Source organism: Butyrivibrio sp. ob235 (assembly GCF_900109475.1).
Taxonomy (GTDB): domain Bacteria; phylum Bacillota; class Clostridia; order Lachnospirales; family Lachnospiraceae; genus Butyrivibrio.
On record NZ_FOBE01000015.1, the window covers coordinates 13,049 to 33,812 of the forward strand.

Here is a 20,764-nt window from a genome sequence, read left to right on the forward strand (position 1 = left end):
TGGGGTGTTTATGAAATTTTAATAGATTCATTAATGAAATATTGTTTTTAGGGCATTGTTACCCTATATATAAGAATGTTATCATTTATGTTAAGTGGAGAAATTATGTTTTAATTTTCTGCGCTTATGTAGTGTGATAACAATTTATGCGGCAGATTTCGTTATGAAGGAGCCAGAGTGTAAGGAGTATATGCCTTATGAAAATGTTTAACGCGAAAAGTTCATCAGCTGATGTGTCGGAAGCTACAAGAGGATTATCCGGACCGAAGCTTATTTTATTCACAAGCGATGCAAATCACTTTGATGCGAATGTAGCGGAGATTGAAAAGAAATATCCGGGTGTTCCAAGTATTGGCTGCGTAGCTATGGGCTACGACTCTTCGATTCAGGAGAGTGGGCTTATTGTTACTGCTTTCACTGAGGGAGTTAAGGTTAAGACCGGAGTTCTTGAGAAGGTATCCAAAATGCCTGCCCGCTATATCGGAAGGCTTGAAAAGGATATAGAGGAAATCAGACCAGGAAAAGAGAATACTGCGATAATCGATTTTTGCGCAGGAAATGATGCAGCGGTTCTTACAACTCTTCGCGGACTTATTGATAAATATAACCTTCAGGTTATGGGCGCGACAGGCGATGCCGGAAAGGTTTCCGTAAACGGCAAAATCTATGAGGATGCAATGACCTATGCGGTAATAAGAAATGAAGGCGGTAAGGTTAAAGCCTATAAGGAAAATATCTATGAGCCCAAGGATAACAGACAGCTTATCGCGTCAAAGACAGATAAGGCGAAGTATTACCTGGGTGAACTTAACGGTCGTTCCTCCAAACAGGTATACATGGATCTTACCGGCGCGACAAGCGATAAGCAGATTATAGACCAGACCTTCCAGAATCCTCTCGGAAAGATGATAGGTAATGATGTCTGCATCTGTTCCATCAAGGATGTATCGGGTAGCGGACTTATTCTCTACAGACAGATCAACGATTCGGATATCCTGACGCTCCTTGAAATGAGAGATCCCATGGAGGTTGCTCAGCATACGGTTGAAAAGATTAAGAACGATTTTACAAGGATTTCATGCATCTATTCCGTTAACTGCATCTTCAGATATCTGGTACTGAAGGAAAGAGGCGAGCTGAATACGTACCTGTCAAAAATTGCTTCGCTTGGACCTTCCTGCGGACTTATCGGATTCGGAGAGCATTACAATACACAGTTCGTTAATCAGACAATGACCTGTATAGTCTTTGAATGAGGGAGATAGAAATATGCTGACAGATATTTTTAAGAAAAAAACTGAAGAAATCGCAGAAACTGTTGAAACTCCGAAATCCGCATCGGATGATGAAAGGCGCGAATCCCTTATTTACATAGCGGATTCTGTTAAGAAATTCCAGCGCGAACTCGTGGAAAATGAAGTTACTTCACTTACAGAAATCCATGATATGGGTGAAGCTATTGAGGATGTAATTGAAAGCAATACTCAGCTTCATGATCAGATGGACGCATTCAATGAGATGTTTGCGGCAGTAAATGACAGTGCAGGTAAATTCGAGGACGTTAAGGTCAATATTCTAAATAGCGTGCAGAATGCTCAGAATAAAGTATCAGAGCTTAAGGACAGTTCAAATGAAGTGCGTGCCACTTTTGATGAAATGACACAAAGCTATGAAAACTTTAAGAGTGCGGTTGATCAGATTTCCGATTATATGAAGAAGATTATCGGAATCGCAACCCAGACGAATCTGCTTGCACTTAATGCTTCAATTGAGGCAGCAAGAGCCGGCGCTGCAGGAAAAGGCTTTGCAGTAGTTGCTACCGAAGTAAGAGAACTTGCTGATGAGATTAAGGTCATGATCAGCCAGGTTAATGCTTCTATCGAGGCAGCAGGAGAAGAGAGTGAAAAACTCTCTCAGAATATTCAGAACTCTATAGCAGCTATGGATAAGAGCATTGAAGAGGTTGACGAGACCAACGCTACCTTTGATGAAATTATTGAAAGTGCAAACGGAGCAAATGCGGTTCAGCAGGAGATTTCAGATACTGCTGATACAGCTTCCGATGAGCTTAACAGAATCGGCAGCAGCTTTTCTGATATCAACAGCAAGTATGATGCTCTTGTTAGACAGCTTGAACGCGTTAATTCCCTTGGAACAACAAAGAGCAGTGTATTTGAGCATATCGACAATCTGATTTCACAGATTGAGCCTATTGTAAAGGATAGATGAGTAATGAATTATTTGAGAAAGCACCGATAAGAACCGCATATTTGAAGCTGGCAATTCCTGTTGTACTCAGTATGGTGGTGTCACTTGTTTACAGTATGGTTGATACATACTTTATAGCGCTGACGGGAAACACGGCACTTATCGCGGGAGTATCTATCTGTGCGCCTCTGTTTACATTGTTCCTTGCATTTGGAGATATGTTTGCACTTGGAGGGACCTCTTATATTTCGAGACTTCTTGGAGCAGGAAAAGGGGAGGATGGAAAGAGACTGAGCGTTTTTTGTCTGTATGGTTCAGTGGCATTTGGAATCATAATGACAATGCTTCTTATGCTTTTTCAGCGACCCGTACTGATATTTCTGGGTTCCGATGAGGGAACCATGAGCTATGCAAGACAGTATTATCAGTTTATTGTTCTTGGTAGCACTCTTATTATGGCATCACTGGTTTTATCCAACATGTTAAGGACAGTTGGTCAGCCCAATGCATCTATGATTTGTTCAATAATCGGTGCAGTGGTCAATATGGTTCTTGATCCGGTTTTCATCTTCGGATTTGGCTTGGGAGCTGCAGGCGCGGCTATAGCTACAGTTATAGGGTATGTCTGCTCAGATGTTTATGCATTTTGGTTCATAGCAGCAAAATGTGATGGTTTGTCGGTTGATCCCCGTGACTTTGGCCTTAAGGAAGGTGAACTTGCAAAAATCTTTGCAGTAGGTCTTCCCGCATCGGTAACGAATTTTACTCAGACACTTGGAATTACACTTACTAATCGTGCCTTGTCGGCTTACGGCAGTGATTCCATTGCCGTTATGGGAATTGTAATAAAAATTGTAAATATAGTCATGTTGATAATCGTGGGACTTGCCTTTGGAGGACAGCCCCTCACTGGATATATTTACGGATCAGGTAAGAAGGAGCGCCTGCGCAAGGTTCTTTCCTTTGCCTACAGAATTGTTGCGGGCACAGCTGCAGTTCTGGCAACAGTAGTTGCGCTTTTGGCGCCGCTTTGCATGAAAGCATTTTTAAAGGATGAGGCACTTATATCTCAGGGAGCACTGATGCTGCGCCTCCAGATGCCGGGAATGGTTCTTATGGGACTTGGACTTGTGACAATTTGTACTTTCCAGTCCATGGGTAAAGGACTTCCCGCACTTATTCTGTCACTTTGCAGGCAGGGAGTTGTGTACGCAGTAGTAATAGCTGTATTCTCTGCACTTTTCGGCTACATGGGAGTCATTTCCGCTCAGCTCGGTTCGGATGTTATTTCAGTGGTTATCGCAGCTGTTCTTTTCTGGATGGTAATAAAGCCGGAACTGGCTTCGAATTAGGTCGTGATCGCTATATAAAGATAAAAAAGGAGTCAGTCGGGAATTGTATCACAATCCCAACTGACTCTTCGTTTTTTTGTATGCGCTTTATTCTACAACTGTAGGATTAACAAAGAATGCTACATCAGCACAAGTGCCATTAAATTCGGATTTATAGAACTGTAAGGTTCCTGTGATTGATTTGCCTTCGTCTGCGCTGTAATCATAGACGTAATCAATTACATAGCCGTTCTCATCGAGAACAAGTGCCTTAATATATCCTGGGGTGAATTTGTCAGCTGAATATACTGTATAATCAATCTTCAGATCACCGTTATCTGTGCCGACAGACCAGTCACTTTCCCAGTATGCATCTTTAAAGCTGGAGTCAGGTATCTGGATTTCATCCCAGTGAATCTCACCGGTAGGAACATCAGTACAAGGAACATCAAAAATTGCTGTGTTTCCGGGACCTACAGCTGATTCATAAAGTGAAAACTCGCCAATATTTTCTCCGGAAGAAGCCTTTGCATAACCTGTGCCGTCAAAAACAATAGCCTTGTTATACAGATTTGTTACGCCAACTATGAGATGATAATCATCTTCTGTGTAGAATGGTGTTACGGAGATTACAAGGTAATCCATACCGGTGGGAGAATACTGAACACCCCATTTTACTTTGTTGTAATCAGATTCAAGCTTATCAAGAGTTGCCTGTGCATCTGCATTCAGATAGCTTGCTGTATTGGCAGATGTATTGCTGCTTTCGCTATCTTTTTCTGTAGTCCCGGGATCGGAAGCTAAGGTGTTATCCATATCCTGATCGCCTGCAGTCTCATCCGTAGTATCATTTGAAGCTACATCGGAATTGTCATCGGATTTGTCTTCGGTGGCAACTGAGCTATCGATAGTTTCATCAGTAGTGTCGATAGGATCCTCAGGTGCATCGCTGGCAGCATCTTCCTGATCATCAGTTACATCCTCAGACTCAGGTGTGAGCAAATCGTTGTCCTCAGTAACGATTTCTTCTGTAGTCTCATCAGTGGCTACTTCATCATCATAGTTGGTATCCCCGGGATTTTCTGCTGCAGCATCTTTATCCTTTTTTGCATCCATTGCTACTTTTGCAACGTCATATGCGATTCCGACAAAACCGCAACCTGTAAGGCTTGTGGCTATAGTCACAGCGCACATCCCTGTTAATAAAATCCTAACAATCTTATTTTTCATACTTTACTCCTTTTATTACAATGTATTGTTTTTTTGCTCTTATACCATATATACAGACTGGGTCATGAAAATGTTGCAGCCCCTTCATAAATTTTTTAATTATATTTCTCAGACTTACCGCATAATTCAGGCAAACGCTTTAATATCTTACCATATTTTGATGAGAGAAACTAAAAAAGTTGTTGACAATTTATTTCACAGACATTATTATGTATAACAAGTTAATACTTTAAACCGATGAAGCGGAGATAAAGGTAATGATGCCTACACAGAGAGTCCGGGGTGGTGAGAGCCGGGTAAGAAACAAGTTATCAAATGGACCGCTGAGGGTACGATACAAAAGTGAGTAATTGCTGAGTATATCGTAACGTGATGGCATACGTCAGTTGCCGGGGATATGTTGGTATCCTGCTAAGCGCGTAGCACATAGCTATGAATTCAAGGTGGCACCGCGGATAATAGATTATTCGTCCTTGACAGAAATATATTTCTGTCAAGGATTTTTTTATTGGCTCAAACCTTGTAATAGCAAGAAACTGAACAAGTACAATCCCTAAATACAAAGAATAGTTGGGGGAAGATAACGTATTAGAAATTCGAGCGATTTTGCGTGAGCAATCGGAGCGAGAATTTTTAATATGTTATCTGACTCCGACCGGCTTAAAAGGAGGAAAGGAACATGATTAAAGAGGCAATCGTAAAAATCGTAAACAAAGAGGATCTCACATATGATGAGGCATACGCTGTAATGAACGAAATAATGGGCGGCGAGACAACTCCCACTCAGAATGCTGCATTCTTATCTGCACTCTCAACAAAGAGTGCAAGAGCAGAGACAACCGAGGAAATCGCAGGCTGTGCGGCAGCCATGAGAGACCACGCGACCAAGGTAGATACAGGAATGGATATATATGAGATTGTTGGTACAGGCGGTGACAACGCTCACAGCTTCAACATCTCAACAACCTCAGCACTCGTTGCGGCAGCAGGCGGAATGAAGGTTGCAAAGCACGGAAACAGAGCAGCCTCATCAAGCTGCGGAACAGCTGACTGCCTTGAGGCTCTCGGAGTTAACATCCAGCAGGATCCCGAAAAGTGCATAGAGCTTCTTAATGAAGTAGGAATGTGCTTCTTCTTTGCTCAGAAATATCACACATCAATGAAGTACGTCGGTGCTATCAGAAAAGAGCTTGGATTCAGAACTGTTTTCAACATCCTTGGGCCACTTACAAATCCCGGTTCACCTAAGATGCAGCTCCTTGGCGTATATGATGAATATCTTGTTGAGCCACTGGCACAGGTGCTTGTAAGCCTTGGTGTAAAGAGAGGCATGGTTGTATACGGAATGGATAAGCTTGATGAAATATCCTTAAGTGCACCCACCAAGGTTTGCGAAATCAAGGACGGATGGTTCAAGACTTACATGATAAAACCTGAAGATTTCGGACTTACAAGCTGCACCAAAGAAGATCTTAAGGGCGGTACACCTGAAGAAAACGCCAAGATCACAAGAGAAATTCTTGCAGGAGCCAAGGGCCCCAAGAGAGATGCGGTTCTCATGAACGCCGGCGCATCACTCTATATCGGTGGAAAAGCAGAAAGCTTTGCAGACGGAATTAAGCTTGCAGCAGAGATCATCGATTCCGGCAAGGCAACCAAGACACTTGAGAAACTAATTGAAGTAAGTAATAAATCGGTAGAAATGACTGCGTAAACCAGCCTTCCCCTTGGGGGGGCGCTCGACGTCCGGTGGACGTCGGTTCAGCGCGGACCGAAGCGGAGCGAAGACAGGTGTCAGCGAAGCTGACGGATGAGGGGACAAGGAGCGAAAATGACAATACTCGACGAACTCGCAGAATACGCCCGCGTACGCTGCGATCAAAATAAAAAAACAATCTCTGCCTCTGATTTACGAAGAGAGGCAGAGAACCTCCCTAAAGGCGATTTCGCTTTTGAGAAGGCTCTGAAAAAAGAAGACATATCCTTTATATGCGAGTGTAAAAAAGCTTCCCCGTCTAAGGGACTTATAGCAGAGGATTTTCCTTATCTTGAGATTGCAAAGGATTATGAAAAAGCAGGAGCCGATTGTATTTCGGTCCTTACCGAACCAAAGTGGTTCCTGGGAGATGACAGATATCTTAAGGAGATAACACAGGCGGTCACTATCCCCTGCATAAGAAAAGATTTCACAGTGGATGAGTATATGATCTTCGAAGCAAAGATACTCGGAGCATCGGCAGTCCTTCTTATATGTTCAATCCTTGAGAAAGAGGAGATCAGAGAGTACATAAATATCTGCGATGAGCTTGGTTTATCCGCACTTGTTGAAACTCATGATGAAAAAGAGATTGAGAATGCCATTGATGCCGGAGCAAGAATAATCGGGGTAAATAACAGAAATCTCAAGGACTTTTCGGTTGATACGACAAACAGCATGCGACTTAGAAAACTGATTCCGGAGGACGTGATCTATGTCTCAGAGAGCGGCATCAAAACCGCAGAGGATATAAAACGCCTTAGAGAAGCCGGAGTGGACGCGGTACTTGTCGGTGAAACACTTATGAGAGCGCCAGACAAAAAGGCAATGCTCGCCGAACTAAGATACTAAAGAATACTGCCTTCCCCTAGGGGGCGCTCGACGTCCGGGGTTGCTACTCGTCCGGGGGACGAGTGCTTAGCAACGACCGGAGTGGAACGTAGACCGTCGGCTTAGCGCGGACCGGAGCGGAGCGAAGACAGGTGCCCGAAGGGCGGATGAGGGGACTATGACAAAAACCAAATTTTGTGGTCTCACGAGACCCGAAGACATCAAAATTGTTAACAGGCTTAAACCGGATTACATCGGTTTCGTATTTTTCAAAAAGAGTAAGCGAAACGTAGAGCCGGAGGAAGCAAAAAAACTAAAGGAAAAGCTTGATTCTAACATAAAAGCGGTTGGCGTATTTGTTGATGAAAAACCGGAGTTCATTGCAGGACTTGCAAACGAAAACATCATCGACACAATACAGCTCCACGGAAATGAAGATGAGAAATATATTGGACAGCTAAGAAAACTGACAGCTGCAAAAATCATAAAAGCTTTTCAGATAAAAAATTATAACTGTACTAAAAACGGGACAGAAGATTTTTTGGAAGAAGTTCAAACATCCTCTGCTGACATGGTTCTTATTGACTCAGGACAGGGCACCGGCACAGCCTTCAACTGGGAGATACTAAAACAGATTACAAGACCATACTTCCTCGCTGGTGGAATTAACACTGAAAACATCGAGGAAGCTGTAACAGACATAAAGCCTTACGCCATCGATGTCAGCTCCGGAATAGAGACTGACGGTGTCAAGGATGAGGAGAAGATGAGTTTTATTATATCAATTATAAGAAATGACTAACCTCTATCTTAAGCCTTCCCCCTGGGGGGAAGGTGCCCGAAGGGCAGATGAGGGGAATGGGAGAAGAACAATGACCAACACAAACGGAAGATTCGGAGTACATGGCGGACAGTACATCCCAGAGACACTCATGAATGCGGTAATAGAGCTTGAAAAAGCCTACAACCATTACAAAAACGATCCTGAGTTCAACAGGGAACTCACAGAACTTTTAAACGAATATGCGGGCAGACCTTCAAGACTCTACTATGCTGAGAAGATGACAAAGGACCTTGGCGGAGCGAAGATATATCTCAAGAGAGAGGATCTCAACCACACAGGTTCACACAAGATAAACAACGTTCTTGGTCAGGCACTTCTTGCTAAGAAGATGGGAAAGACAAGACTTATCGCAGAGACAGGCGCAGGTCAGCATGGCGTAGCAACTGCAACAGCTGCGGCTCTCATGGGAATGGAATGCGTTGTATTTATGGGAGAAGAGGACACCAAGAGACAGGCCCTCAATGTATACAGAATGAGACTTCTCGGCGCAGAGGTAATCCCTGTAACTTCAGGTACAGCAACCCTTAAGGATGCGGTTTCAGAAGCAATGAGAGAGTGGACTTCCAGAATTGATGATACTCATTACTGTCTTGGATCTGTTATGGGACCGCATCCTTTCCCGACAATCGTAAGAGACTTCCAGGCAGTTATCTCAAAAGAGATAAAAGAACAGATCCTTGAAAAGGAAGGAAGACTTCCCGATGTGGTCATGGCCTGTGTAGGCGGCGGATCAAATGCCATCGGAACCTTCTACAATTTTATAGAAGATAAAGACGTTAAGCTGATTGGCTGCGAAGCAGCGGGAAGAGGCATTGATACCTTTGAGACAGCAGCTACCATCAATACCGGAAAACTCGGAATTTTCCATGGTATGAAGTCATATTTCTGCCAGGATGAGTACGGACAGATTGCTCCCGTTTACTCGATTTCCGCAGGACTTGATTATCCCGGAATCGGACCGGAGCACGCAAACCTTCACGACACAGGAAGAGCTCAGTATGTGCCTGTAACTGATGACGAAGCGGTTAACGCATTTGAGTATCTCTCCAAGACAGAGGGAATAATTCCTGCGATTGAGTCAGCGCATGCTGTGGCTCACGCAATAAAGATTGCTCCGACAATGAGCAAGGACGAGATAATAGTAATAACCATTTCAGGAAGAGGCGACAAGGACTGCGCCGCTATCGCAAGATACAGAGGGGAGGACATCCATGAGTAAAATAGCAGAGGCTTTCAATAATAAAAAAGCATTCATTCCATTTGTGACCTGCGGGGATCCCGACCTTGATACAACCAAGAACATCTTAAGAGAGCTTCAGAAAAACGGCGCTGACCTCATCGAACTTGGCATTCCATTTTCAGATCCCACAGCCGAGGGCCCGGTAATTCAGGGAGCCAACATAAGAGCACTGAAAAACGGCATAACCACCGATGACATCTTTGCCATGGTAGAAGAAATCCGCAGTGAGATAACGGTGCCTATGGTTTTCATGACCTACGCCAATGTGATTTTCTCCTATGGAATGGACAGATTTTTTGAAAAGTGCCAAAAGATCGGAATGGACGGAGTGATACTTCCCGATGTCCCTTTTGAGGAAAAGAGCGAGTTCGACAAATCGGCCGGCACCTATGGAGTCGATTTTATTTCAATGGTTGCTCCAACATCTGAGGACAGGATTGCGATGATTGCTAAGGAAGCCAAGGGCTTTATCTACATCGTATCAAGTCTTGGTGTTACAGGAACCAGAACCTCCATAACAACCAACGTTAAGGACCTCGTTGATCAGATAAGAAAGGTCACCGATGTTCCCTGCGCAGTCGGATTTGGAATCTCAACTCCCGAGCAGGCATCAAATATGGCAGAAATTTCAGACGGTGCAATCGTTGGATCCGCAATCGTCCGCATCATCGAACAGAACGGCAAGGATGCACCTGCCAAGGTCGGAGAATTTGTAAAGAACATGAAGAGCGCCTACAAGGCATCATAATAAATAATGCCTTCTCCTCAGGAGAAGGTGTCAGCGAAGCTGACGGATGAGGACATAAAATGAAAATTACACCTGACTTTACCGAAATTGAAAAGCTTGCCGCTACCGGAAAATACAACGTACTTCCTGTCAGCTGTGAAATCCTTTCAGATTTTATAACACCCATAGAGGCTATGAGAATCCTCAAGAAAGCATCAAAGCATGTCTATATGCTTGAGTCTGCGCAGGCTAATGAGACCTGGGGAAGATACTCATTTCTTGGCTATGATCCGACCATGAAGATAACCTGCATCGACGGGAAAATCGGCATCACGGATGAAAACGGAAATGAGACGACAGCAACAGGAGATCCTTCTGAGTGCCTTAGAAAAATCCTAAAGGACTACAAAAGCCCCAGATTTTCAGATCTTCCGCCCTTTGCGGGAGGAATGGTGGGCTATTTTTCCTATGACTTCCTGGGCTATAGTGAGCCTACAGTCAGAATGAATGTAGAGGATTCCGAGGGATTCATGGACGTAGATCTCATGCTCTTCGACAAGGTTATTGCCTTCGATAATACTAAGCAGAAGATCGTACTTATAGCTAACATGAAACTTGATCCGTCCGCTTTACAGACGAATTATGATAAAGCAATAGCTGATCTTGAGAACATAATAAAGCTCCTTACCACAGGAGAAAAAGCGACTGAAGTTCGCGGCAGACTCCTAAGTGAGATGACACCTCTTTTCAATAAAGAACAGTACTGTGAGATGGTGGAGAAGGCAAAGAGACACATATTTGAGGGCGATATTTTTCAGATAGTGCTCTCCAACAGATTTAGTGCACAGTATGAAGGAAGCCTTTTTGATACTTACAGACTCCTTCGAACAATCAACCCGTCACCTTACATGTTCTATTTTTCAGGAACCGATGTGGAGGTTGCCGGTGCTTCTCCCGAGACGCTGGTTAAATTGAAGGATGGCATTTTGCACACCTTCCCGCTTGCGGGAACCAGACCCAGAGGCGCTTCTGTGAAGGAGGACAAAGAGCTGGAAGAGGAACTTCTTGCTGATGAAAAAGAGCTTGCTGAGCACAACATGCTTGTGGATCTTGGAAGAAATGATCTAGGGAAAATCAGTAAATTCGGAACTGTAGAGGTTGAAAAGCTGCATTCGATAGAGCGCTATTCACATGTAATGCACATAGGATCTACAGTCCGCGGAGAAATAAGAGATGACAGGGATGCGCTTGATGCGATATCCTCCGTGCTTCCCGCAGGAACACTTTCCGGGGCACCCAAGATCAGAGCATGCCAGATAATCGGTGAACTTGAAAATAACAAGAGAGGCATCTATGGCGGAGCTATCGGTTATATTGATTTCACCGGAAACATGGACACCTGCATTGCAATCCGAATTGCCTACAAGAAAAACGGAAAAGTCTTCGTAAGAAGCGGCGCCGGAATAGTAGCCGATTCCGTTCCGGAGAAGGAATTCGAGGAGTGCATGAACAAGGCGAAGGCTGTGATGAAGGCACTGGAGACAGAGGACGAGCTCTAAAGCCTTCCCCCTACTGGGGGAAGGTGTCAGCGAAGCTGACGAATGAGGGGCAGAAAGGACAACATAATGATTTTATTAATAGATAACTACGACAGCTTTTCCTATAACCTTTACCAGCTTATCGGTGAGATAGAACCGGACATAAAAGTCATAAGAAACGACGAGATGACGATATCCGAAATTGAGGCTCTTAGTCCCGACAGGATAATCCTCTCCCCTGGCCCCGGAAGGCCTGAGGATGCCGGTATTTGCATGGAGGTGGCAAAAACAATTGCAAAGAAAATCCCGACCCTGGGTGTATGCCTGGGGCATCAGGCTATCTGCGCCACATATGGAGCTACGGTAACCTATGCCAAAAGGCTGATGCACGGAAAACAGTCCGATGTCAAATTTGACCTTGATTGTCCGATTTTCAAAGGACTTCCGGAAGAAGCACCTGTAGCAAGATACCATTCTCTGGCAGCGGATGATTCTACAATACCTCAGGAACTAATAGTTACCGCACGCACCACGGATGGTGAGGTTATGGCGGTAAAGCACAGGGATTATCCGATCTACGGAGTTCAGTTCCATCCCGAATCCATAATGACACCGGATGGAAAAGCGATGCTGAAGAATTTTGTTCTGTAAATATTTGCCGGACGGCTCTTACATTGACAAATTGTAAGCGGCCGGACGGCTTTTTGTTTATCTTCATAAACTAATTCTGAAACCTTTATTAAAAGAGTGAGATATAGGCCCTAATTCGTTGAAAACGCTCATTATAAAGAATATATTTGAAATAGGAGCCTAAAATCGTGATTTCGCAATGCTTTATAAAGGAGAGATGAACGATGTTAAAGAAGGTTTATAGGATAATTACAATTGCGCTCTCTGTCATGATGATACTGGGAGTGTTAGGTACGAACACTCTAAATTCAAAAGCAGCGTCACTTGTCATTTTTTTTAATATAAGATGGACGATTGGCAATATTTCCGGTGAAGGAAAAATCGAGAAAAACAATATAGATGTTTTTAATAAGTGGGATAGGAATGAGATAAAAAGTGCCAGGAATCTCACCATCTCCGAACAATACGGTGAGTATGTTTATGATTTTAATGAACAGATTAATACCGGAGAAATCGAGAATATTACAGTAAAGCTAAGTAATCAGAGTAAAGCGATTGCAATAAAACTATATAATTCCTGGTCTCAGGTATCTAATACTGATGCCAATGAGCATAGTCAGGTTGTGTGGAATCAATTCCGTGACGGAAACGGGGATATAGTTATAACACCGTCCTATAGCGGGAATTTCCGTTGCATAGGTTTTATGTCAGTCATGTCCGGTTCTACATCCCTGTCTATAGAATCAATTACGATTAATAAAAAGGCTGCATCAGGCGGGACTTCAGGCGGATCATCCGGTGCTTCTTCAGGTTCATCAGCTTCAACTGCTACGGATAATCAGAAACTTACGACGATTACTTATGATTGTACAAATAAAAATCTCAAAAGTAGTGGAAATAATGGAAATAAAGTAAAGTTTATAAACAGATGGTCTCAGGACGATGTTGGAAAAAATATAATTGAAGATGGAAAACTAACTTTTGTAAGAAACTGGCAGGAGACAGCTTTTGCACTGGGCAGAGAAATAGATGTAAGTAAGCTAAAGGCTTTGAATGTATATGTTGAAAATCAGGATCCGAATCTTAAGCTTGCATTTATGCTATACGATTCATCGGGTGATCATTCGTTTGTTCAGTACGATATGGATGAAAGCAGTGTCTATAGCATGGAACCAACTGGTGGAGCGGCATATTACTTCGGCGTAATGTCCAATACAGGTACCAGAACTGATGATTATTATTCACCCTACAGGAAGGTGAATATCACTAAGGTAGAGTTTGTGCTTGCGGATACGGTTAATCCGAACCTTGATTCGAGTGTTATTATACAGGTTGTTAAGGACGCAACCGCTGAGGCAAAAACAGAAGAAAAGAATGCTAAAAATGCAAAAAAAACAGTAAAGAATAATCCTTCGGCTGAAACTATAGCAGCGGCAAAGGAAGCAGCTCAGAAGGCTACAGATGCTGCAACTGTAGCAAGGAATGCGGCGCAGACAGCCACAGATCTTGCAGCAGGAACAAGCGACAGTACGGTTAAATCCAAGGCAACAGATGCTGCCACCGCAGCAACAGAGCAGGCAGCTAAAACGGAAAAGGCTGCTAATGATGCTTTGGATGCAGCCAATGCCGCACAGGAAAAGCTTGATAAGGCTGTAAAGGATGCAACAAAAAAAGCGGAGTCCGCAGCGGCTTCAGCAAAAAAAGCAACAACAGCAGCCGGTAATGCAAAGACAGCTGTCTCAGGTACAGCCTCAACCACTACAATAGCAGCGGCCCAGAAGGCTGCAGATGCAGCGGAGTCCGCAGCAAAGACTGCTGAGGATGCGGCAAGTGCGGCAGAAAAGGCAAAGGTCGGGGTAAGTGATGAACTTGCAACAGCAGCTCAGAAGGCAGCGGATGCAGCGCGAGATGCGGCAGAAAAAGCTAAGGCTGCGGCTAAGGAAGCTGATGAAGCAGCCAAGACTGCTCAGGAAGAGCTTGATGCTGCGGCTGAGACAGCGATTCAAAATGCTAATACAGCAATAGATGCGGCAAATGCAGCAAAAGAAGCGGTTAATAGTGCAAAGGAAGCACTTGGAGAAAATGGAGAAAAAGCTACGGCAGGTTTAGTAGCAGATGCCAAGGCAAAGGCGAAAGTTGCTAAGACTGCGGCAGAGAATTCTATAGCAGCTGCTGAGGCTGCGGAAGCAGCGGCAAAATCCGCAAGTAGTAATGAAGCTTCAAATGCAAATAAAGCTGCGCAGGATGCGAAGGATGCCGCCAGTGAAGCAAGCAAAGCAGCACAGGAGGCAGAAACTTTAGCGAATACTGCACAGGAGAAACTGGACGAAGCAGCGGCAAAGGCAGCTGAAAATGCTACGGCAGCCGAGACGGCAGCAGCTAATGCAAACAGTGCGGCAGAGGTTGCGGAGGTTGCAGCTAATGCAGCAACTGCGGCAGCAAAAGCAGCAAGAACTAACCAGTCGGATGCGACAATAAAAGCAGCTGAAAATGCTGCTCAGACAGCAAGAGATGCAGCAAAAGCAGCGGCCGAAGCACAGAAGGCTGCGGAAGAGGCAGCCAAAAGTGCGGAAGGTCAGGCTAAGACAGATGCAGAGGCTGCGGCAGCTGCAGCGAAGGATACTGTAGAAAAAGCGGAAGCTGCAGCAGGAGATGCAGAACAAGCAGTAAGTGATGTAAGGAGTAAGCTTGCAGATGACGCAAAAGAGGCAGCTATTAGTGCGGCAGAGGGTGCAAAGGGAGCAGCAAATACAGCAAAAGAGGCGGCAGAAGCAGCAAAAAAGGCGGCAGAAGCAGCAGAGGATTCGGGAACAACCGGTGCTATAGAAGCAGCAGAAGCTGCAGCAGCGGCAGCCAGATCAGCAGCTGAAGTCGCTACAGAGGCTGCAGAATTAGCAGAAAAGGCAGCAGAGGCTACCAGTGATAGCACGGCAAAATCAGAAGCAAGCAGCGCAGCTTCGCTGGCAGCACAGGAAGCAGATAATGCTAAAACAGAAGCAGACAAAGCAGAACAAGCTGCAAGTAATGCCAGAGCTGATCTCGATGAAGCAGCAGGCACTGAGGCAGGAAATGCCAGAAATGCGGCAGGTGCTGCAATAAAAGCAGCAGAGGCTGCAATAGCAGCAGCTGAGAGTGCAGAAAGTGCAGCAGATGAGGCAGGCGCAGATCCATCTATAGCAAAACTTGCAAATGCTGAAAATGCTGCAAAGACAGCATCCGGTGCAGCATCTGATGCAAACTATTCAGCAGATGATGCAAAAGCAGCTGCAGAGAGTGCAGAAAAAGCAGCGACATCGGCAAATACCGCTACCGTAAAAGAAGATACAACAGCTGCAGCTAAGGATGCGCGGGCAGCAGCAAGCGCAGCAAAAGCAGCAGCAAAAGCTGCAGATGCAGCAGCGGCAGCGGCAAGGGCAATAGCTGCTACTGCAAGAGCAAAGGAAGCAGTTTGGGAAGTAAATAATAATAATAATCCGTCAGCATCAGCAATTAGTGCTGCAAAAGCAGCAGCAAAATCTGCTAAGACTGCAGGAGAAACAGCTTATGCAGCAGCTACTGCAGCAAAAGAAGCTGCAACTGCAGCAGAAAATGCTAAAGCCGGAGTAAGCTCTGATATTGCAAGCAGCATTCAGGATGCTGCAGATGCGGCAAGAAAAGCAGCAGAAGCAGCAGAAGCAGCAGCAGAGAAAGCAAAAAATACGGCATCATCAGCTGAAAGTGACGCAGATACAGCAGAAAAGGGTCTTTCTGACAAAGCAGCACAGGCAGCAAGGGATGCGGCGGAAGCAGCTAATAACGCGGCAGGCTTGGTGGATGCAGCGATTAAGGCTGCTGAGGAAGCAGCAAAAGCAGTTTCAGATAATCCTAATGAGGATACTATAGCAGCAGCTGAGGAGGCAGCGAGGGTTGCAGAAAGTGCAGCAAAAACTGCTTCAGATAAGTCGAAGGCAGCTACTATTGCTGCAGGTGCTACCGAAGATAGTACAGCTAAGGGCGATGCTCTTGATGCAGCCAAGACAGCTAAGGATGCGGCTAGTAAGGCCAATACAGCAGCTCAGAAGGCCAGGGATGCAGCACAGGCAGCCAGAGATAAACTGGACAAAGAAGCCAAAACTGCTGAAGAAGAGGCTGCTGAGAAAGCTGAGGAAGAGGCTCGGATAGCTGCAGAAGAGGAAGCAAAGAGATTAGAAGAGGAGAAGAAGGCCGAAGAGAAAGCTAAAGAGGCTGAGGCAACTCCCAAGAGTAATTCGGAAGATGATGGTAATGGTGACGGAGGTGAAAATCCTCAGGGTGAGAATCCTGGTAGCACAGGAAATGAAGGCGGTACCGGAGCCGACACAATTCAAGGCGAAAATGGTGAAGGAAATGAGCCCGGTATCGGTGAGAATGGAGAAAACGACGAATTCGGTGAGGATATCGATGACGACAGTAACGTCCTGAATACAGGTGGTAACGGAGGTGGAAGCGGCAATGGAAATGGAGCCGGAAACGGCAACGGATCCGGAACCGGACAGGGCACAGTAGCTGAGGGCACCGGTAATGGAGCAGGAGGCGGAGCCGCCGGCGGTAACTCAGCTCTTCCGATGATTGTAGACATAAGAGGTGTCACATATTATATCGGAACCGACGGTAATGCTATAGCTAAGAGGATTGGCAAGGTGAAGAGTGTTTCAATCAACAAGATCATTGTTAACGGTGTTTCCTATCCTGTAACCGAAATCTCCGCAAAAGCCGGTAAGGGTAATAAACAACTAAAGCGTGTATCTATCGGCTCAAATGTGAAGAAAATCGGTACCATGGCATTCTTCAGGTGTAATAAGCTTAAGAAGGTTAAAATAGCTCCAAATAAGTCTCTGAAGGTAGGAAAAAATGCCTTCAAGAAGATAAGCGACGGAGCGGTTATCACAGTAAAAGGCAAAAAAGGAAAAGGCAAGGATAAGATTATAAAGAAGATTAAGAAACAGACAAATGCAACGGTAAAATAACCACTTTGGAAGGAACGCTGTCACACTCGTACAGGTGTGGCAGCCTTCTTCTTTATATGGTACTATTATTGCTGTACGTTTAGTTTTATTAAGAAGTTGGGAATGATTTTACAGTGAGCAGTTTTAAGAAAAAATTATTTACAAAACTGGTACAGAATGCCGGTGAATATAATAAAAAGCATAAAAGCAGTGCAAAGCGCGTGACATATTTTACGCTGGGACTCATCGTTTTTTTGAGCATCCTGTTTTTTATACCTGAGAAGATTTGTGAGCTTCTAGGTCTTGTTTTCAAGAAAAAAGGCGTATTAATTTCAATAGCAATAATTGCAGCGTTGGCGCTTCTTTACGTATGGCATGCATCAGCGCCTCAGAAGAGCACAACCACTGTTCAGGAAAATGCAGAAGAAGTTGTGACATCGGAGGAAACACAGGAAGAAGGTACAACAGCTTCAGATGTAGCTCAGGAAGATATGATTGAAGAATCATTAGAAGAAAGTAACGAGAGTGAGACTTCGGAAGTGCAGCCTGTAGCAGATACTCCCGAGACTGATGAGCCGAAATCCTATGTTACAGAGTCCGACCAACCTGCATCAGAAAATTCCGATTTTCCTCAGATTGACCTCACTGCCTACATAAAAGAAAATCCTGATGTTGTAGGATGGCTTGTCGTAGACGGAACCCAGATCAGTTACCCTATAATGCAGGCTGAGGATAATGAAAAATATCTGATAAGCAATTCCGACGGAGAGACTTCAGATACGGGAGCGATTTTCTTAGACAGCAGATCCAAATCCGATTTTACCGATTCAAATTCGATTATTTACGGACATAACATGAAGGATCGTTCCATGTTCGGAAGCCTTCGCGACTACAGATTTGAAAAAGGCTTCTATGATGATCACAAGTACATCTATGTTATTACTGCGGAGAAGATACTTAAATATCTGATATTCTGCTACATGGATGTGCCTAAGGATTATGTGATTTACGATTATGTTGGGGCTGCTTCGGATGAGTTTGTTGCGGACGCAGAACCTGTAAGACTTAAGTCCTACATGGATTCGGAGATTCCGGTTAAGAGTACAAGTAAAGTCATTACATTATCCACATGCACGGACAGTAAGGACACTCACAGATTTGTGGTATGCGGTGTTTTGGAAGAGGAGATTTCGGACTGACAGAATGTTAGGAATTAATGGTCTGATTGGAAACGTGTGAAAAAGAGTTTTTTGAAAATGGGGAGATTTCTATGAGGCTCTTAATACATGATCTTAATGACGAGGAATGGAATAGAATCGAAGACGATTACAAGGACTGGGAGATAATATCGGATAACGGTAGTATTAAGCCCTGTGTGGGCTGTTTTGGATGCTGGACCAAGACTCCCGGCGTATGCATGATTAAGGACGGCTATGACCGCATGGGAGTATTGTTCCACAAGGCGGGTGAAGTCGTAGTTATGAGCAGATATACCTACGGCGGCTTTAGCAGCTTTGTGAAAAATGTATTCGACCGCAGCATAGGCCTGGTGCTTCCATATATGAAAGTGTTTAACGGGGAGATGCACCATGAAAAAAGATATCCCGAAAAGCAGGAAATCACTTTTATTTTCAGAGGGAAAGCTTTTACTGACACACAAAAAGAGCATGCAAAAAAGTATGTGGAAGCGGTGTGCAGAAATTTTCACGGAGATATCAAGGCACTTAAGTTTGAAAACATCGAAGAATCCGATAATACATTTTCGGATAACGCAGCTGAAAGCAAAGAGAATACCAGCTCTTTAGAGACGGTATCAGAATCTCAAAATATTCTACTGATCAACTGCAGCTCAAGGGGCGATGATGCAAATTCTCTGAAATTCCTGAAATACTTAAGCGGCAGCATAGAATGCGAGACAGAAAGCATCAATCTTTTGACCTACTTAAATAAGTACGATGAACTTGCAGAGCTTGTTACTTCATATAAAAGGATTGTCTTCGGAATGCCACTCTATGTCGACGGGATTCCCTCTACTGTTTTGAGACTCTTGGAAAAACTGGAGGCGAACGTAAACAGAGACAAAAAGAAGATATATGTCGTAGCTAACATGGGATTCTACGAAAGCAGACAGATATGCAACCTCCTTGGCATGATGGAAGAGTGGGCTGAAACATGCGGATATGAATATTGCGGAGGAGTTGCAATAGGTGCAGGAGAGATGATGGGACAGATGATGCGCATGCCTGATCCCACAAAGGGACCTGCCAGAAATGTCGCGCTTTCACTTAAAAAGCTTGGACAGGCTGTAAATGAAGGCACTTCTATAGAGAATATCTATGCGGATGCATATAAGTTTCCGCGCGTGCTGTATCAGATTGCAGGGAACTCAGGCTGGCCAAGATCAGCCAAAAGAAACGGACTTAAGAAGAAAGACCTGCTTAAGAGGTGGTAGTGTAAGATATGCAAAATTTGGTTTTTAGTTTAAATGCAACACTTCCGATTTTCTTCCTTATGACACTCGGAAATGTGTTCAGGAGACTTGGAATAATAGATGATAACGCTGCGGCGTTTATGAACAAATTTGTATTTAAAGTTGCACTGCCGGTTCTGCTCTTTTCGGATCTGGCAAAGCAGGACTTTATAGGGACCTGGAACCCGGGCTTTGTACTCTTTTGTTTTGTCACCACAATAGTCAGCATACTTTTTATAAGCTTGTTGTCACGAATATTTGTAAAAACGCCCTCCAGACGAGGCGAGTTTTTACAGGGCGCTTATCGAAGCAGCGCAGCGCTTCTGGGTATTGCGTTTATTCACAGCATTTACGGCGAATCCAGTAGCGGAATGGCACCTCTGATGATCCTTGGAAGTGTGCCATTATATAACATCTTTGCAGTTATTATACTGACAGTGACAGCTCCGGAGGACGAGAATGTATCGACTGACGGTAAAAACGCGGAACACTCGTCAGCTGGTAATAACATACTTTTAAAGAAAACTGTACTTGGGATTATAAAAAATCCCATCATCCTTGGAATACTTACGGGACTTATATGGTCTGTTTGTAAGCTGCCCGTTCCCAAAATCATGGACACCGTAGTAAGTGACGTCGGCGCACTTGCGACACCGCTCGGACTCATGTCGATGGGTGCGACCTTCGATTACAGAAAAGCCTTGCAGAACGTGAAACCCGCACTGGTAGCAAGCTTCATCAAGCTGTTTTTACTGGTTATGATATTCATGCCTGTCGCAATTCGTCTTGGCTTTGTGGGAGAGCAGCTGGTGGCGATTCTTGTGATGCTAGGTTCAGCCACTACAGTCAGCTGTTATATCATGGCGAAGAACATGGGACATGAAGGGACGCTCAGCAGTAGTATAATAATGATAACTACCTTTGGCTGTTCTTTTTCCCTTACGTTTTGGCTCTTTGTATTAAAAACGCTTGGGGTTATTTAAACCTTAGGTTAC

General features: G+C 44.4%; 15 protein-coding genes. 14 read left to right on the forward strand and 1 reads right to left on the reverse strand.

Going from position 1 to position 20,764, the window contains the following annotated elements; all coding sequences use genetic code 11:
* Positions 1-197 precede the first annotated feature (197 nt).
* The 3 genes from BMW61_RS11615 to BMW61_RS11625 are packed head-to-tail and all read left to right on the forward strand — an operon-like array spanning position 198 to position 3,560.
* Positions 198-1,256 carry an FIST signal transduction protein gene (locus BMW61_RS11615; protein ID WP_026497890.1) on the forward strand — a complete coding sequence of 353 codons (1,059 nt, stop codon included), beginning with the start codon at positions 198-200 and terminating at the stop codon, positions 1,254-1,256.
* 13 nt (positions 1,257-1,269) lie between these two features.
* On the forward strand, positions 1,270-2,229 hold the full coding sequence (locus BMW61_RS11620; protein WP_022760692.1) for a methyl-accepting chemotaxis protein: 960 nt from the start codon (positions 1,270-1,272) through the stop codon (positions 2,227-2,229).
* The gene (locus BMW61_RS11625) at positions 2,226-3,560 is read left to right on the forward strand and encodes an MATE family efflux transporter (RefSeq protein WP_091822055.1); all 1,335 of its coding nucleotides are present in this window, start codon (positions 2,226-2,228) and stop codon (positions 3,558-3,560) included. Before BMW61_RS11620 ends, BMW61_RS11625 begins: the two co-directional genes overlap by 4 nt.
* An 87-nt stretch (positions 3,561-3,647) precedes the next feature.
* Here BMW61_RS11625 and BMW61_RS11630 read toward each other — a convergent pair whose 3' ends face one another.
* Positions 3,648-4,769 carry a hypothetical protein gene (locus tag BMW61_RS11630; RefSeq protein WP_091822058.1) on the reverse strand — a complete coding sequence of 374 codons (1,122 nt, stop codon included), beginning with the start codon at positions 4,767-4,769 and terminating at the stop codon, positions 3,648-3,650.
* Positions 4,770-5,448: 679 nt separating this feature from the next.
* Here BMW61_RS11630 and trpD point away from each other — a divergent pair.
* The 11 genes from trpD to BMW61_RS11685 all read left to right on the forward strand — a co-directional run bounded on the left by trpD (position 5,449) and on the right by BMW61_RS11685 (position 20,752).
* Positions 5,449-6,483 (forward strand): anthranilate phosphoribosyltransferase, encoded by a 1,035-nt coding sequence (trpD, locus tag BMW61_RS11635; RefSeq protein WP_091822062.1) that lies wholly within the window; start codon positions 5,449-5,451, stop codon positions 6,481-6,483.
* 117 nt (positions 6,484-6,600) lie between these two features.
* Positions 6,601-7,377 (forward strand): indole-3-glycerol phosphate synthase TrpC, encoded by a 777-nt coding sequence (gene trpC / locus BMW61_RS11640; protein ID WP_091822065.1) that lies wholly within the window; start codon positions 6,601-6,603, stop codon positions 7,375-7,377.
* Between the two features lie 157 nt (positions 7,378-7,534).
* Positions 7,535-8,158 (forward strand): phosphoribosylanthranilate isomerase, encoded by a 624-nt coding sequence (locus tag BMW61_RS11645; protein WP_091822068.1) that lies wholly within the window; start codon positions 7,535-7,537, stop codon positions 8,156-8,158.
* Positions 8,159-8,228: 70 nt separating this feature from the next.
* Entirely contained in the window at positions 8,229-9,419 is a 1,191-nt protein-coding gene (gene trpB, locus BMW61_RS11650) for a tryptophan synthase subunit beta (RefSeq protein WP_026671197.1), read from the forward strand.
* Complete coding sequence (gene trpA / locus BMW61_RS11655) at positions 9,412-10,188, forward strand: tryptophan synthase subunit alpha (RefSeq protein ID WP_022760687.1); 777 nt, start codon at positions 9,412-9,414, stop codon at positions 10,186-10,188. The genes trpB and trpA overlap by 8 nt, the downstream gene beginning before the upstream one ends.
* A 59-nt stretch (positions 10,189-10,247) precedes the next feature.
* Positions 10,248-11,726, forward strand: a complete 1,479-nt coding sequence (gene trpE, locus BMW61_RS11660) for an anthranilate synthase component I (protein WP_091822070.1) — start codon at positions 10,248-10,250, stop codon at positions 11,724-11,726.
* Positions 11,727-11,792: 66 nt separating this feature from the next.
* Positions 11,793-12,356, forward strand: coding sequence for an anthranilate synthase component II (locus BMW61_RS11665; RefSeq protein WP_022760685.1), 564 nt, complete (start codon positions 11,793-11,795; stop codon positions 12,354-12,356).
* Positions 12,357-12,559: 203 nt separating this feature from the next.
* Entirely contained in the window at positions 12,560-17,320 is a 4,761-nt protein-coding gene (locus BMW61_RS11670) for a leucine-rich repeat protein (RefSeq protein WP_091822073.1), read from the forward strand.
* A 113-nt stretch (positions 17,321-17,433) separates the two neighbouring features.
* The gene (srtB, locus tag BMW61_RS11675) at positions 17,434-18,498 is read left to right on the forward strand and encodes a class B sortase (RefSeq protein WP_091822076.1); all 1,065 of its coding nucleotides are present in this window, start codon (positions 17,434-17,436) and stop codon (positions 18,496-18,498) included.
* Between the two features lie 71 nt (positions 18,499-18,569).
* A complete protein-coding gene (locus BMW61_RS11680; RefSeq protein ID WP_091822078.1) occupies positions 18,570-19,751 on the forward strand; it encodes a flavodoxin family protein in 1,182 nt (393 codons plus the stop codon).
* Positions 19,752-19,759: 8 nt separating this feature from the next.
* Positions 19,760-20,752, forward strand: coding sequence for an AEC family transporter (locus BMW61_RS11685; protein ID WP_091822081.1), 993 nt, complete (start codon positions 19,760-19,762; stop codon positions 20,750-20,752).
* Positions 20,753-20,764: the final 12 nt, after the last annotated feature.

What these genes read in the sequence shown, in the direction of transcription:
- BMW61_RS11680 (WP_091822078.1), top strand. Translation starts at nt 18,570, where the DNA reads ATGAGGCTCTTAATACATGATCTTAATGACGAGGAATGGAATAGAATC.
- trpB (WP_026671197.1), top strand. Translation starts at nt 8,229, where the DNA reads ATGACCAACACAAACGGAAGATTCGGAGTACATGGCGGACAGTACATC.
- BMW61_RS11620 (WP_022760692.1), top strand. Translation starts at nt 1,270, where the DNA reads ATGCTGACAGATATTTTTAAGAAAAAAACTGAAGAAATCGCAGAAACT.
- BMW61_RS11630 (WP_091822058.1), bottom strand. Translation starts at nt 4,769, where the DNA reads ATGAAAAATAAGATTGTTAGGATTTTATTAACAGGGATGTGCGCTGTG.
- BMW61_RS11665 (WP_022760685.1), top strand. Translation starts at nt 11,793, where the DNA reads ATGATTTTATTAATAGATAACTACGACAGCTTTTCCTATAACCTTTAC.
- trpC (WP_091822065.1), top strand. Translation starts at nt 6,601, where the DNA reads ATGACAATACTCGACGAACTCGCAGAATACGCCCGCGTACGCTGCGAT.
- BMW61_RS11625 (WP_091822055.1), top strand. Translation starts at nt 2,226, where the DNA reads ATGAGTAATGAATTATTTGAGAAAGCACCGATAAGAACCGCATATTTG.
- trpE (WP_091822070.1), top strand. Translation starts at nt 10,248, where the DNA reads ATGAAAATTACACCTGACTTTACCGAAATTGAAAAGCTTGCCGCTACC.
- trpD (WP_091822062.1), top strand. Translation starts at nt 5,449, where the DNA reads ATGATTAAAGAGGCAATCGTAAAAATCGTAAACAAAGAGGATCTCACA.
- trpA (WP_022760687.1), top strand. Translation starts at nt 9,412, where the DNA reads ATGAGTAAAATAGCAGAGGCTTTCAATAATAAAAAAGCATTCATTCCA.
- BMW61_RS11645 (WP_091822068.1), top strand. Translation starts at nt 7,535, where the DNA reads ATGACAAAAACCAAATTTTGTGGTCTCACGAGACCCGAAGACATCAAA.
- BMW61_RS11615 (WP_026497890.1), top strand. Translation starts at nt 198, where the DNA reads ATGAAAATGTTTAACGCGAAAAGTTCATCAGCTGATGTGTCGGAAGCT.
- BMW61_RS11670 (WP_091822073.1), top strand. Translation starts at nt 12,560, where the DNA reads ATGTTAAAGAAGGTTTATAGGATAATTACAATTGCGCTCTCTGTCATG.
- BMW61_RS11685 (WP_091822081.1), top strand. Translation starts at nt 19,760, where the DNA reads ATGCAAAATTTGGTTTTTAGTTTAAATGCAACACTTCCGATTTTCTTC.